This is a genomic window from Planococcus sp. VCh962, from assembly GCF_057748275.1.
On sequence record NZ_JBYLHS010000001.1, the window covers coordinates 680663 to 697388 of the forward strand.

Genomic DNA, 16726 nt, shown 5'->3' on the forward strand with positions numbered 1-16726 from the left:
ATTGAATAAACCAGCATTAAAGAGATTTGCTACAGAAGCAAGAAGAGAATTATTAGAAAGAGTTGAGCTTCAAGCAAGAAAAGTCGGAATTACAGCTGAAGGAATCCAAAAAGCTAATATTGAAAGCTCGGATGCCATCTTTATAGATGGCAAGCAGCTTTCGGAGAAAGAAAGAGTGCAACGCAATAAGCTAATCATCCGGATTCGTGATATTGGATTTGATCGAGTGATGGAAGAAACGGCCTATACATGGTTTAACCGTTTTACAGCCCTTCGTTTCATGGAAGTGAATGATTACCTCCCTACTAGAGTACGTGTATTATCTTCAATAAATGCAGAAAATACAGAGCCGGATATGATGAAAGAGGCTATATCCCTTGACTTAGATTTAAATAAAGAATATATATACGATTTGAAAATGAATAATAAAGATGAAGAATTGTTCAAGTACCTTACTATCAAACATTGCAATGATTTAAACCGGTATATGCCATTTATGTTTGAAACAATAGACGACTATACGGAAATCCTATTCCCAGAAGGATTATTAGCCACCGATTCATGTATCCGCAAAATGACAAATATTGAAGCGATACCTGAAAGTAATTGGCAAAAAATCGAAGTAATCGGTTGGCTTTATCAGTACTATATTGCAGAAGAAAAAGATCGGGTATTTAAAGCCAAAAAGAAATACAAAGCGGAAGAAATTCCATTTGCGACACAATTGTTTACACCTGACTGGATAGTTCAATATATGGTGCAAAACTCATTGGGACGTTATTGGGTCGAAGCCCATCCTGAACATCAAGATTTAGTGAATGATTGGAACTTCTTCTTACAAAACACTGAAGAAGGTTTTGAAGAAAAGATAGCACCGTATATAAATAAAGAAATGAAAGTGGAAGACATTAAATGCTTTGATCCTGCTATGGGGAGCGGCCATATTCTTGTTTATATGTTTGATGTGCTTTACGAAATATATAGCAAGAGTGGTTATATGGAGAGAGAAATTCCACGCCTTATTATTGAAAACAATTTATACGGCTTGGATATCGATGACAGAGCTTATCAACTCGCCAGTTTTTCAGTAGTAATGAAAGCTATGGAATACAATAAGCGTTTCTTGAGAAGTATCGAAAGAGAAGGACTAATACTTAATTTGGCTTCTATTCAAGAAACGAATACCTTCACTAATGAGGACATAGAATTTCTCGCGGGAAGTGTAGATTTTTTTGAAGAAACTCAAACTTTTATTGGACAGTTTCACCACGCTAAAACTATAGGTTCTCTCATTAAAGTTATTGACGGAGATACAAAACGTTTAGAGGAAAGGGTGGAATCTATACATGCAGCCCCTATTACTGATCTTTTCGATTTAGAAAAACGCGACAAAATTTTATCTTTGTTGCCAAAAATAATCAAGCAAGCAAAAATTATGTCATTAGAATTCGATATTTTAGTGACAAACCCGCCTTACATGGGGCTAGGAAGTATGAATAATGAACTTGTTGATCATTTAAAAAAAAATTATTCGGATTCTAAAGCAGATTTGTTTGCAGCATTTATGGAAGTGGACTTTTATTTGAAACCAAGTGGATTCTTTGCGTTTATAAATCAACACTCATGGATGTTTTTGTCTAGTTATGAAAAATTACGTAGAAAAGTAATTGATAGAAAATATATTGATAGTATGTTGCATTTAGGTCCGAGAGCTTTCGAAGAAATTGGTGGAGAAGTTGTTCAAACTACAACTTTTGTTTTAAGAAATATTTCTATACCTAATTTTAATAGTACATTTATTCGATTGATAAATGCCGGAACAGCACAAAAAAAAGAAGAAAAGACCTTAGATGCTATTAAAAACCCTCTGGTTCCATATCAATATCTATTTGACCAAAAAAACTTCAGTTTAATACCTGGAAGTCCAATCGCATATTGGCTTAGTAATGATTTTATAAATCTTTTTCCTTCATATAATAAAATCGGAGATGTTGCTGAAACAAAACATGGATCAACACTCGGTAATAATCAAGAATTTTTACGTTTATGGCATGAGATAGATTTAAAGAAAAAAAATAAATGGTTTATTTGTCAAAAAGGTGGCCCTTTTAGAAAGTGGTATGGTAACCATGACTATGTGATAAATTGGGAAGAAAATGGAGAGTCAATCAAGAAGAGTGGAAGAGCCACTATTCGAAGTGAGAGTTACTTATTTAAAGAAGGAATTACTTGGTCAAATATAACGACCGGAAAATCATCATTTCGAATTATGGAAAAAGGATATTTTTTTGAAAGCACAGCAAGTGTATGTTTTCCTCGGGAAAACAGATTATATATGTTGGGATTATTAAATACTAAAATATCTGACATAGTAACTCAAATATTGAATCCTACTTTACATCTTCAAGCAGGTAATGTTGCAGATATGCCATATATATTAATCGAAGAGAAAGTTCAAGAAGTAGAAAAATTAGTAGAAAGAAATATTGAACTGTCAAAATTTGAATGGGATTCATTTGAAAATTCTTGGGATTTTAAAAGACATCCCTTTTTATTATATTCATGTAAAAAAATAAATAAGATTTTCGAATTATGGGAAGAACAATTGTATAAAATCTATAAAGAAGTTGAAGAAAACGAAATTAAACTAAATGAAATATTTATTAAGCAGACGTCTTTAGAGAATGAATTAAACTTAATTTCGGAAGTAAATGACGTAACACTAAGGTTGGCAGATGTAAAACGCGATGTGAAAAGTTTTATTTCCTATGCAATAGGTTGTTCATTTGGAAGATATTCACTCGATGAGGATGGATTGCTTTATACTGGAGGAAATTTTGATTTTTCTCGCTATAAGAATTTTTTTGTTGATGATGATAATATTTTACCAGTACTTTCAGTAGCACATTTAGAAGATGATATTATAAATAAGTTCGTCCAGTTCGTTCGAATGGCATATGGTGAAGAAACGCTCGAGGATAATCTTAATTTTGTAGCGGATGCAATTGGTCGAAATAGAAATGAAACAGCAAGAGAAACCTTACGTCGATATTTCTTAAATGATTTTTATAAAGATCATGTACAGTTTTATAAGAAACGACCAATTTATTGGTTATTTACTTCTGGCAAAGAAAAAGCTTTTAATTGCCTCATATATATGCATCGTTATGACAAGACAACTCTCTCTCGTATTAGAACCGACTATTTACATGAGGTCCAAATTCGCATGGATACTGAGAAGAGAGATTTGCTTAATATAATTGAAGGAGATTCAACAGCAAAAGAAATTGGCGATGCCAAGAAAGAACTGAAATCTCTCGACAAGAAAATCGATGAGTTGAAAGTATATGATGAGTTGTTACATCACATGGCAGATCAGCAAATTGAAATTGATTTGGATGATGGTGTAGCTTTCAACTATGCGAAGTTTGACAAACTAGTTGCGAAGATTTAGTTAAATTAAAGAGATAAAGAGGCATTATCGAATAAGTGGGGGAAGACAATGAATAAACCAGCATTAAAGAGATTCGCCACAGAATCCAGAAGAGAGCTGCTAGAACGAGTAGAACTTCAAGCGAGAAAAATAGGGATTACCTCTGAAGGTGTTCAAAAAGCATCAATTGAGAGTTCGGATGCTGTCTTTATAGATGGAAAGCAGCTAACAGAAAAAGAGCGAGGGCAACGCAATAAATTGATTTTCAGGATTCGTGATATCGGATTCGACCGGGTGATGGAAGAAGTTGCTTATGCGTGGTTTAATCGTTTCACTGCTCTACGTTTCATGGAAGTTAACGATTATCTTCCGACTAAAGTAAGAGTATTGTCCTCGCTTAATCCAGAAAGTGCAGATCCTGACATGATAAAAGAAGCTTTATCGCTAGATTTGGATTTGAATGAAGAATACATTTATAATTTGAAAATGACCAATAACAATGAAGAACTTTTCAAATACTTAATTATTAAACATTGTAATGATTTGAATCGTTATATGCCGTTTATGTTTGAGACGATTGATGACTTTACAGAAATTCTATTTCCCGAAGGTTTGTTGAGTACGGATTCTTTTATCCGACAGATAACACAAACTGAAGTTATACCTGAAGACGACTGGGGAAAAGTTGAAATTATTGGTTGGTTGTATCAATATTACATTTCCGAAGAAAATGAGCGAGTGATACAAGCTAAAAAGCGTTATAAAGCAGAAGAGCTGCCCTTTGCTACACAATTGTTTACACCGGAGTGGATTGTCCGGTATATGGTTCAAAACTCTTTAGGGCGTTACTGGATAGAATCACATCCTGAAGATCGTGATCTGATGAAGAAATGGGAGTTCTATTTAGAAAATCAGAACGTCGATTCTACCTTTGAAGAAAATTTAGCTCCTTATATAAACAAAGAACTCAATGTCGAAGAGATAAAGTGCTTTGATCCAGCAATGGGAAGTGGGCATATTCTTGTTTATATGTTCGAGGTCTTATATGAAATTTATAGTAAAGCTGGTTATATAGAAAGAGAGATTCCACGATTAATTATTGAAAATAATTTGTATGGTTTGGATATCGATGACCGTGCCTATCAATTGGCCAGCTTTTCGATTGTTATGAAAGCAATGGAACATAACAAACGTTTCTTACGAAGCATAGAGCGAGAAGGCTTAAAAATGAACCTAGCAGCTCTGCAAGAGACAAACACCATTAATGATGAAGAGATTGCATTTCTAGCAGGAGAATCCTCAGGAAAAAACTACGAAAACATGGAAGAATTTGTAGAACAATTCCATCATGCCAAAGCAATTGGTTCGCTGATAAAATTAAATTCTTTCAATGAAACATGGCTAAATCAACGAATGAAAGTCATTGAAGAACAGTCGGGCAATTTGTTTGAAATGGATATGAAAGACCGTTTGGCTCCACTATTTAACAGTCTGATTAAACAAGCTGAAATTTTGAATGGTCAATACGATATTTTCATCACAAACCCACCCTACGCAGGGAATCGGTATTTAACAACTGAGGTTTCGACATACCTTGCAAAACATTACCCAAATGTGAAGTCAGATCTATATTCAGCATTTATAGAATATAGTTTCTATAAAACTAAACTTAATGGTCAAATGGGCTTTATTACTCCATTTGTATGGATGTTCATTTTGTCTTTTGAAAATATTAGAAAAAAAATTGTGGAAGAAAAAAATATTAGTTCATTAGTTCAATTAGAATATAACGGCTTTGAATCCGCAATGGTGCCAGTTTGCTTATTTACTCTTAGAAATTATCAAGTAAATGTAACTGGAGAATTTATTAAGTTATCGGATTTTAAAGGAATCGAGAATCAATCAATTAAAACTTTGGAGGCAGTTCAAAACCCAGGTGTTTCATATCGCTTTTCATTTGACCAAGAAAACTTTAAAAAAGTACCGGGAAGTCCAATAGCATATTGGGTCTCCAAAGAAATTAATAAAGCATTTGAAGAAGGAATCTCTTTAGACCAAAAAGCATTACCTAAACAAGGAATGGCAACTTGCGATAACAATAGATTTTTAAGATTTTGGTTCGAAGTAGGACGAAATAATATTAAATTTCAAGCCAAGAATGCTCAAGACGGGATAGAATCAAAGTTGAAATGGTTTCCATATCATAAAGGGGGTCCATATAGAAAATGGAGTGGAAATTTTGATTATGTTGTAAATTGGGAAAATAATGGTTTTGAAATAAGAGAATTTACGGAGAAATTGAATAAAGAAAAACCAGGAGGTCGTATTAAAAACGAAGAATTTTACTTTAGAACTGGTCTTACTTGGTCAGCATTATCTTCTGGAAGTATTTCATTTAGATATTTTGATGAAGGTTTTCTTTTTGATACTAAAGGATCGGTATGTTTTCCGATTGATCCTGAAGAGATTTATTATCTTCTAGGGTTACTTAATTCCGTAGTTATTAATAATATAATGAAAATTCTTGCTCCTACCTTAGATTATAATCCCCAAGCAATCAGAAGAATTCCTTATTTTGAGAATAAAAATTATAAAAATTCTATTGAAGGCTATGTTAAAGAAGCGATTTTATTATCTAAAAATGATTGGGATTCATACGAAGTGTCATGGGACTTTAAAAAACATCCTTTACTTAACTTTTTGACTGATACTATAAAAAATTCTTATGAGAAATGGGAAGATTTTATGGAGAGTCAATTTAATCAACTCAAATATAATGAAGAAGAACTGAATAAATTATTTATAAATATATATAATTTGCAAAATGAACTCACAGATAAAGTAAGTGAAAAAGATATAGTGCTACGAAATATAAATTTAGAATATGATATTAAGAGTTTTATTTCTTATGCAACTGGCTGTTCGTTTGGCAGATATTCATTGGATGAAGAAGGAATTGTTTATGCAGGAGGAGAATTTAGTCTTTCGAATTATAAAATGTTTCCTGCTGATGCTGATAACATCATTCCAATTTTACAAGATAAATATTTTGAAGACGATATTGTAAGCCGATTTATCGAATTTATTCGGCTGACGTTCGGTAATGAATACCTTGAAGTCAATCTTGGTTTTGTAGCAGATGCATTAAGACCTAAAAAGAACGAAAGTGTAAGTGAAACTATACGTCGTTATTTTCTTAATGATTTCTATAAAGATCATGTACAAGTTTATAAGAAACGTCCAATCTATTGGTTATTCACATCAGGTAAAGAAAAGGCTTTTAATTGCTTGATTTACATGCATCGCTACGACAAAACTACTCTTTCCCGCATTCGTACAGACTATTTACATGAAGTTCAAATTCGAATGGATGCAGAGAAAGTAGATTTGCTTAACATTATTGAAGGGGAGTCAACTCCAAAAGAAATTAGCAATGCGAAGAAAGAATTAAAATTACTCGACAAGAAGATTGATGAGCTGAAAGCTTATGATGAGTTGTTGCATCACATGGCAGATCAGCAAATCGAAATTGATTTGGATGATGGTGTAGCGGTGAACTATGCGAAGTTTGAAGGGCTAGTTGCCAAAATATAAAAAACAGAGATGCATCGGAGATTTCTGATGTATCTTTGTTTTATAATGGATAGAGAAAGCAGGTGACTGACATGAACATGGGACAAATCGTGTCTGCTCTATCAGACATTTTTAAAGAGCCTTTAAAAGAAGAAGAACAGAGGAAGCTTGTTTTTTGGGTTGATAAAGATCAGGAGTTTACGGAAGAAATTGATGAACTGGTTATAGACGGAGTAAAGGTCCATTCGCTGACTGATAGAAATCAATTTTATACGAAGCATTTACTGGAGGAAGAAGATGTAGCTTCTTCTTATTTGATTTATACGAATTTAGATTTAGGAATTGAAGATAATTGGTTAGCAGATACCGTCATGTATTCGAAGACTTTTTATGCGGATCGGATATCGCTAATTTTAAGTGATTTACATATTGATCCATCGCTGCGAATGACAGTAAAAAAATACGAGCGATTCTTTAACAGTAAAGACCGTTTTAAAAAGTTTGCAGCATTCGGGATTGAGTTGTTTACCGAAGAAATAATAGAACTCTCGATTATGAGTGTCTTATGTAACTTAAAGACACCGAATTTTGAAGACGTCCTAAAAACCATCTTGATGGATACTTTAGATGATGCGGAAAATAAATATCTTTCTTTGATGGAGCGGTTCTTTGACCTGAAAGTTTTCTGGTCATACGTAGAAAACTATTGCGGATATGAGCGTGAAGTTAAAACATTAAAGACTTTATTCATTCATTTATCGGTAACGGCCTTCAGCCATTCTGTCGATGAAAAGTATTTAACTGGACTAGATGATTTTATTGCTAAGCGCAGCAAAACCAATGCTTTGGTGTTTATCGATCATTGGATGCATCACAAAACAGATTATCCGAAATTTGATGAGTATGTTGAAATGGCGGAACAAGAAGTTAATCTTTCTCAGATTATTAATGGAATTCCTTTGGAAGAGTTCAAGCAAGCGGATATCTTTCCATATATTGACCGGGCTATCATTATTCATATTGCGAATAGCATGATAGAAAAACTGGAAGATTATGAGGAGTATAAAAAGCTCATTAAGCTTAGAAGAGTGAAACATTTTTATGACAATTATGCTGCTGTATATGAAGCGCTCTATTACACCGTGAAAATGCATGAATTCTACAATGAACATCGGCAAGGGATTCCGCAAGCTCAAGCGATGGATATCTACGTGGCTTATGTGAGTGGCTATCATAAAATGGATACGTATTACCGAAAGTTTTATGTAGCTTATGACGAAGAAAGCAATCGTGAATTACTGAAAAAGCTGAAAGAAATGGTTGAGAACTTGTATTCAAACTGGTTTATGGGCGAATTGAGTTCTCATTGGTCGCAAGCAGTCCATTCAGAAATATCTACTCAATGGTCATTGCCAGGAATTCGATCGCAGCAAAGCTTCTATTCTTCTATCATTGCCCCGCATATGCGAAACAATGAAAGAGTATTTGTTATTGTTTCAGATGCGATGCGCTATGAAGTAGGAGTGGAACTGGCAGAACGGTTGAATTCTGAAACGATGGGTGTTTGTGATATCCAAACGATGCTTGGAGTAGTGCCTTCCGTTACGAAGCTTGGAATGGCAGCATTGCTTCCGCATCGGAGTCTAGATTTTGATGAAAATGGTCGAGTACTAGTAGATGGAAAAGATTCAGCAGGACTTGAAAATCGCAGGAAAATCATTGAGTCAGAAGTTGAAGATAACATCGCCCTTCATTTCCATGATGTTTTAGCTATGAATAAAGCGGCTCGGAGAGAGACGTTCAAAGGAAAAAAACTGATTTACCTTTACCATGACACAATCGATGCTATGGGCGATAAAGGCTCGACAGAAATTTATACATTCAATGGAGTCGAGACCGCTTTGAACCAGCTCTATGATTTAGTGAAAATCATCCGGGATGATTTGAGCGGCACGAATGTTTATATCACAGCTGACCATGGGTTCTTATATCAACGAGACGCTTTAGAAGAAAGCGATAAAATTGGCAAAGAATCGATGGACGCTATTGAAGTAAAACGGCGCTATATTTTATCAAAAGAAAAACGGGATGTTTCTGGACAATTGTCCATTAACTTGTCGTCTATTGTGAAAAATGAACAGGAATTGACCGCTTACGTTCCGAATGCGACAATCCGTTACCGGATGCAGGGCTCAGGAGTGAATTTTGTCCACGGAGGAGCAAGTCTACAAGAAGTTGTGATTCCGTTAATTTCATTTAAAAATAAACGGACTGGACAAAGAGGTTCTCAAGCTATCCGAAAAGTTGATATTAAATTAACTAATACAACACGAAAAATAACAAACAGTATTTTCAATTTGGAATTCTTCCAAACTGAAAAAGTGGAAGACAAAATGGTGCCGCGTACTGTAGTGGTTTATATGGCCGATCAAGATGGTGGAATTTTATCAAATGAAGAAACGATTATCGGCGACCGTCCTTTCGATAATCCGGCCGACCGGACATTTAAATTGCGATTTGTATTGAAGAGCATCACATATGACCGCAGCAAGACCTATTATTTAATGTTCAAAGATACGGAAACCGGAATGGTGACTGACAAAATTCCGTTTTCGATTAACTTAGGCATCGTCAGTGACTTTGACTTTTAATGGAGGAGGTGTGTAAATGGAAGGAAAAACAGAAGTATCCTTAACGGTTGATCTTGATAAAAAGTTGAACAGTGCATTTGCGGGCCGCGTTGTCCGAAAAGACTTAACCAAGCTGATTAAAGAAGGGGCAAACGTTCCAGTCTATGTGCTGGAATATTTGCTTGGCATGTACGCAGCAACCGATGATGAAGACAGCATCAGTGAAGGTGTGGAACGCGTCAAGAAGATCCTTTCCGATAATTTTGTGCGGCCTGACGAAGCGGAGAAAATCAAATCGCGTATCCGTGAGCTTGGCCAATACTCGATCATCGATAAAGTATCGGTGGTTCTAAATCCGAAGTTGGATATCTACGAAGCTGAATTTTCGAACTTAGGATTAAAAGGTGTGCCGGTAGGTTCCAACTTTGTGAAAGAGTACGATAAGCTGTTGGTTGGTGGTATCTGGTGCATGGTAAAACTCGATTATTATTACGACGAAGAAGCAAGAAATAATAATCCATTTAGTGTCAGCAGTTTGCAGCCTATTCAAATGCCAAATATGGATATTCAAGAAATCTTTGAAGGAAGAAAAGAATTTACGAAAGATGAATGGATTGATGTTTTGATCCGTTCGACTGGTATGGAGCCGACTCACTTAGAAGACCGCGTGAAATGGCATCTTTTATTGCGTCTCGTGCCTCTTGTTGAAAATAACTATAATATGTGTGAACTGGGACCACGTGGGACTGGTAAATCACATGTTTATAAAGAAATTTCACCGAATTCGATATTGGTATCAGGCGGCCAATCTACTGTCGCTAACCTATTTTATAACATGACTTCCCGAAAAATAGGGCTTGTCGGCATGTGGGATTGCGTCACATTTGATGAAGTGGCAGGAATAAGGTTTAAAGACAAAGACGGCATTCAAATTATGAAAGACTATATGGCATCCGGATCATTTGCTAGAGGGAAAGAAGAGAAGAACGCTTCGGCTTCGATGGTCTTTGTAGGCAACATCAATCAAAGTGTCGATGTCTTATTGAAGACTTCCCATCTTTTTGCACCTTTCCCTGAAGAAATGGCAAATGATACGGCATTTTTTGACCGTATGCATTATTATTTGCCAGGCTGGGAAATCCCGAAAATGCGTCCAGAGTTCTTTACGGATAACTATGGCTTTATTGTCGATTATATCGCAGAATTTTTCCGGGAAATGCGCAAGCGCTCATTTGCCGATTCGGTTGACCGATATTTCAAATTAGGTAATAACTTGAACCAGCGGGATACGATTGCGGTCCGCAAAACGGTATCTGGAATGGTGAAGCTCATTTATCCGAACGGCATTTATACAAAAGAAGATATAGAAGAAATTTTGCATTATGCACTAGAAGGACGTCGTCGAGTAAAAGAACAACTCAAGAAAATCGGCGGCATGGAATTTTACGATGTCATGTTCTCTTATATCGATAAAGAAACATTAGAGGAAGAATATACTTCCGTGCCAGAACAAGGTGGCGGAAAACTGATTCCGGAAGGCATGGGAAAACCCGGCCATGTTTATGTAGCTGGTCATGGTAATTCAGGGATGATTGGTATATATAAACTTGAAAACCAAGTTGTAAGCGGCACAGGCAAGTTCGATAAATCCGGTGTTAGTTCATCGCGCGAAGCTCGTGAAAGCTTAGACACCGCATTCCGCTTCTTTACAGCAAATAGCAAAAGTATCAGTAATGCTATCGCTATTAAAACGAAAGATTATTTGATGCATATAAGTGATTTGCAGGGGATTGGATTAACAGATGAGTTGGCTATTGCTGAATTGATTGGTCTTTGCTCGGGCGCATTAGATAAGCCGGTTCAAGAAAGTACTATCGTTATAGGCAATATGACGGTAGGGGGTACGATTGCGAAAGTGGAAGAGTTTGCGAATGTGCTGCAGGTTTGTGTAGATGCGGGAGCGAAGAAAGTATTGATTCCTGCTGCTTCTGTCATGGATTTGCAGACAGTTCCACCGGATTTATTGGTGAAAGTGCAGCCGGTGTTTTATTCGGATCCGGTTGATGCGGTTTATAAGGCGTTGGGGGTAAATTAATTTTTATAATACTTTTAAAGAATTATTTAAGGCGATAGAAGAATGGGTTTTTAACCCATCTTTCTATCGTTTTTTTATGGGTTGAAAATAGTTAACAGAACTAACTAAAATAAAACGACACTTATACAGGGAATATGATACATTTGTAACAGTTTAAAAGTTATAATTTAACTAATATGATATAAAACTATATAAGTAACAGAAATTACCTTGGGGGCGAGGAAAGTGGCATTTACGCAAGAAAGTTCAAGTAAAATTTATAACGAAAAAAAATATATAAAAAAGCTCCATGAGTGTGGAAGTATTGCTGAAAAACAAGCTAATAATATAATGAATCAAAAATTACCTAAAATAAGAAACTTACTAAATCAAAGCAAAAATAATTTAGAAGAATTTGTGGGAATGTCTTCTTCTCAAAAGGATTTCAATGATCCGCAATTAGAAGAATTATTGTTGAATTTAACTGAATCTATCGATTCACAATTAAATGTAGGTCTTCGGCATATGGAAGATTCTCTTAATAAAAAACAAAAACACCTTAGATATTTTACTGTAACTCTGTTTGGGAGGACAAAAGCTGGAAAAAGTACAATTAGAGAAGCTTTGACTCTAGGAGATGGGCTGAGCATTGGTAAAGGATTACAACGAACTACTAGAGAAATAAAGGAATACGAATGGAACCTTCTTAGAATTATTGATACACCCGGTATTGCAGCATATGAAGGGGACGAAGATACAGCCCTTGCTGAATCAGTAATTGATGAGTCAGATGTAATATTGTTCTTATTAACAACAGATGGAATTCAAGAATCGGAATTCGAACAACTATCAAAGTTAAAATCGCTAAACAAACCAATAGTAATTTTATTAAATGTAAAGCAGGATCTTACGAATAATATTCGAAGAAAGAGGTTTTTATCTAACTGGATAAATATAGTAAGTGAAGAAGGGCAAATAGGCCATATTGAAAGGATAAGAAAATATACAAAAGAATACTTTGGCTTAAATGAAGTTAAGATAATCCCATTTCATGCCCAGGCGGCTTTTTTGAGTACACAGGAAAATGATGAAATCCTTCAAGAGTTGTTATATGAAGCTTCACAATTAGAAAAGATAAAAGAAACTTTACAGGATATAGTAGTAAATGAAGGTACTCAACATAGACTTAAAACTTTTCATGATACCCATATTTATTATCTTAACAGCTTGAGTAGTGTTTATTGGGATTCTTATAGAAATATTAAACCACGTGTTTTCTATATGAAAACTAAGATCAATAAATTTAAACAATGGTTAAATAAGTTTGATAAGCAAGGGTTAGATATGATTGATAGTAGAGTGGAACAAATTTTTGCTCCGATCTATTCGGAAATCGGAAATTTTGTTGATGAATATGCAGGAAGAAAAGATGCAGAAAACCAATGGAAAAAAATAATGGATAGCCAAGCTATACATAGTAAAATCGAAACTATTTGCAATGATTTAGAGCAGGAATTAAAAATTTATATAATGGAATTTTCAAGACAGTTGAATTTTGAAATTCAGTCGATTAATTTTGAAACTATGAGTTATGGCGTGAATGATGTTGCAAAAGGTGTAATGGGTAAAGTTGCCAGATGGGGAGGAGCAGCACTTGGTGTAGCAGAAGGTGCTTTAGTTTTTGGAGCGATTATGAATTTTTGGAATCCAGCTGGATGGGTAATGGGTGCACTAGGAATTGCGGCTATAACTGTAAGTATTTTCGGATGGATTTTTGGAGATGACACCAAACGTCATGAAAAGGAAAAAGATAAAGTCAAACATAAGATGACAAGTGAATTGAAAAAGCAGGAATACAAGATACAAAAGGAATTAAAAAAATGGCTTAAAACTGATATTCTAGCTCCAATTAAAAGGAATTTATCCACTCAAGTATTTGTATCATTAAAAACAATGGAAAAGTTGTTAGATGAGTTAGAAAAAGAATCGAAAACTATCGATAAAGAAATAATGGCTGAAAACAAAGAATTAATAAGAGAATTATATTTGGAATCATTTGGAATAGATATTAAATATTCACTTTCTTCAATTGCAAGAGAACAAGGTACTTTAACCAAAATATTGTACAAAGATAAAAAATCAATATTTATTAATAAAAATAGAAAAGAATTAGAAAAAATTTTAGGGGAAAGAGTTATTACGGTTTCTTTTGATCAGGATCCTATTGAATTATTTAAGAGAGCAATGTTTCCTGTTTCACTCTCTACAGAACAGATAGTATATATATATGAAGAAAAAAAATTTATTGTTAAATCTCCAAAAAAAGAAATCGGAAAAATCATAGGTAAAAAAGGCAGACATATTAAGTCAACAAGTAAGTTATTAGACTGTTCTATTGAGATTTTGGAGGTATAACAAAATGGGGAATATAAATTTTAAAGTTTATGAAGAAAGATGCAAGAAAATAATTGATAATTTTCACTCTACAATAAATCTAATTGAAGAGCAGAAGGTAGCACATATACTAAACGAAGCTAAAGAAGAAATAGCAGATCTGGAATCGAAAATGAAATTAGAAATTGCATTTATTGGTCAATATTCTGCAGGGAAATCAACAATTATTTCTGCATTAACTAAAAATAATGACATTAAAATTGGACAAGATATTACGACTGCCCATCCACAACCTTACCAATGGGGAAATGTTCTGTTGGTAGATACCCCGGGAATTCTTGCAGGAAATGAAGAACATGACTCTTTAAGCTTAAGATACATGGATAAAGCAGATTTATTGGTATATGTCATTACTGTTAATGGATTTGATGACATAATTGGGAAAAATTTCAGAAAATTAGCATTTGAACAGAATCGGTTTCCTAGAATGATTCTATTGATGAACAAATTATCTACCGAAACCTCTTTAAACAAAGCTAATTGGGAAGAATCTATTAAACCTGTTATTGAGCCATTGACACCGAAGGAAATAGGATTTATATGTATAGACGCTCAAGACTATATTGATGGTAGTTATGAGATCGATACTCTTGATGGTAAAGAATTAATAGAATTAAGTAATTTTAATGAATTCCATAAGCAACTGGATATCTTTATAAATGAAAAAGGGCTGATGGGAAGAATTATTGCCCCGCTTAACATGGTTCAAACTTATTCAAATCAGATAATCAATCAATTGACTTCTGACACGGAGGAAGTATCTAAACTCCAAGAATTAATTCGACAAAAACAATTTATAGTAAAAGAAAGCAGAAAAAGGTTAGAGCAAAAGGTTTTCAGCGAAGTACACAGGCTGTCAACTACAATAACTAAAAAAGGTCATGAACTAGTATCGTTAATTACACCTTCGATTGAACAAGAAGTATTAGAAAGCAAAAGCGATGAAATAAATATGGAAATTGATAAACTTTTTTTTGAGACATCAATAAAAATTGACGATTTAATCGAGGAAGAACTAAGTATCCTTTTAAACGAAATAAATGAATTAATGGAATCTCAACTTGCGGAGGACTTGAGGGAAACATTGAATATTTCCTTTGATTATCAGGTAGATGTTAAAGATAAAAGGCTAAATGAGAAAGCTAAAAAAGCTCCTGAAGTATTACAAAGAGTTGGTGGCTTATTGAATATAGTCGGAAAGAACTTTAAAGATTGGACAGTTAATTCACAAAAAGTTGGTGAAACTGGCTTGAAGGCTATTGCAGGTGGCGACGCTCATAAGGGAATATTGGAAATTGGCCATTTTTTTGGCAAAAAATTTAAACCTTATGAAGCTCAAAAAATGGCTTTGAAACTTGGGAAATTTGGCGAAAATGCTGTGAAAGTAGGTAGAGTTATGGGGGCAGCACAAATAATAATTGCTCCAGCTCTTGCAATATATGAAGAAAATCAAGAGGTGAAGTATGCAGAAAATTTGAAAAAAACAAGGCTAGAAGCGAGAGATAAGTTTAATGAAATGTCTAAGTCTGTTAAAGAAAACTATATTAATCATCTAGAAAGTGTGTTAAATAACGTACATGATAAAGAATTGGAGAATATTTCAATTAACTCAAAGGAACTCCGAAATACAGAACTTGCAAAGAGTGACTATGTTAAAGAATTAGAATTAATTATTAATGAATGTGATGTCTTAATTAAAAAGGCAAATTAGTTAAAACTTGTTTCAAGATTAAATCGAAACCTGACCGATAAATTAGCTAAAGATGGTCATATCCGATTGTGTTCAGGAGCTTAGACAAATCAGTTCTAAAATGCGCCATTGTTATTAGCATGTATCTTGTATTTTATTAGATTTCTGTAAATGCGGTTTATAAGGGCCAAGGAGTTAATTAAACAAAAAAATTTAAGGAGTAACTTCATGGAAACTATTATAACAATATTAACAAGTATATTTGGAAGTGCCGTTATTATTGGCTTTCTACAAAATTTATTAATCAATAGTTTAAGCCAGATACATAAAAATAATAATGAGAAAGTATTAGAGGAGATTAGAACGATTAATCAAGAAAATTTGAGAAATTTAGAACATAAATATCAAAAACAAATAGAAGACCACAAAATTACTCTGAATAATTATGTGCGGTACTCCGATGAGCAATTTAAGTTATATAATGAATTTTGGTCCTCTTTGACAGACTTGAAGCAAAAAGCAGATGATTTATGGAAACATGCAGATAATCAAAATTTGATCGCTTTTGCTAAGCAGTTAAGAGAGACAAAAGAAAAAGTGGAAAAGGCAAGGTTGTTTATTGAAGAAAACCACTATCAGCAGTTAAAAAGAATACTTTTAAAGTTCTCGGATTATTCTTTTGGAAAGAAAAAATTAATTAATCTTAGAAATGATAGAATTGAGAGCGGACAGAGAATAAACCCTAGAGAAATTGAAAATTTAATAGATTCTAATGGTAATTTAAAAAATCATTACGATAAAATAACGGAAGAAATATTTTTGTTGTTAAGGAATCAAATATATTTTTCAAAACCAAACGGCAATAATTAATT

At 34.0% G+C, this 16726-nt stretch carries 7 protein-coding genes; all 7 read left to right on the forward strand.

Annotated features, from left to right (window positions below; translation table 11 throughout):
- Window position 1 precedes the first annotated feature (1 nt).
- The 7 genes from pglX (AC3AQ9_RS03515) to AC3AQ9_RS03545 all read left to right on the forward strand — a co-directional run bounded on the left by pglX (AC3AQ9_RS03515) (window position 2) and on the right by AC3AQ9_RS03545 (window position 16724).
- Window positions 2–3454: a BREX-1 system adenine-specific DNA-methyltransferase PglX gene (pglX, locus tag AC3AQ9_RS03515; protein ID WP_488306061.1), complete on the forward strand. Its 3453-nt coding sequence runs from the start codon at window positions 2–4 to the stop codon at window positions 3452–3454.
- Between the two features lie 48 nt (window positions 3455–3502).
- The gene (gene pglX, locus AC3AQ9_RS03520; RefSeq protein WP_488306062.1) at window positions 3503–7027 is read left to right on the forward strand and encodes a BREX-1 system adenine-specific DNA-methyltransferase PglX; all 3525 of its coding nucleotides are present in this window, start codon (window positions 3503–3505) and stop codon (window positions 7025–7027) included.
- A gap of 71 nt (window positions 7028–7098) precedes the next feature.
- Window positions 7099–9657, forward strand: coding sequence for a BREX-1 system phosphatase PglZ type A (pglZ, locus tag AC3AQ9_RS03525; RefSeq protein ID WP_488306063.1), 2559 nt, complete (start codon window positions 7099–7101; stop codon window positions 9655–9657).
- Window positions 9658–9673: 16 nt separating this feature from the next.
- The gene (gene brxL, locus AC3AQ9_RS03530) at window positions 9674–11731 is read left to right on the forward strand and encodes a protease Lon-related BREX system protein BrxL (RefSeq protein ID WP_488306064.1); all 2058 of its coding nucleotides are present in this window, start codon (window positions 9674–9676) and stop codon (window positions 11729–11731) included.
- A 225-nt stretch (window positions 11732–11956) separates the two neighbouring features.
- Window positions 11957–14125, forward strand: a complete 2169-nt coding sequence (locus tag AC3AQ9_RS03535; protein ID WP_488306065.1) for a GTPase — start codon at window positions 11957–11959, stop codon at window positions 14123–14125.
- 4 nt (window positions 14126–14129) lie between these two features.
- Complete coding sequence (locus AC3AQ9_RS03540) at window positions 14130–15875, forward strand: GTPase (protein ID WP_488306066.1); 1746 nt, start codon at window positions 14130–14132, stop codon at window positions 15873–15875.
- A gap of 207 nt (window positions 15876–16082) precedes the next feature.
- Window positions 16083–16724 (forward strand): hypothetical protein, encoded by a 642-nt coding sequence (locus AC3AQ9_RS03545; RefSeq protein ID WP_488306067.1) that lies wholly within the window; start codon window positions 16083–16085, stop codon window positions 16722–16724.
- The last annotated feature ends 2 nt before the right edge of the window (window positions 16725–16726 follow it).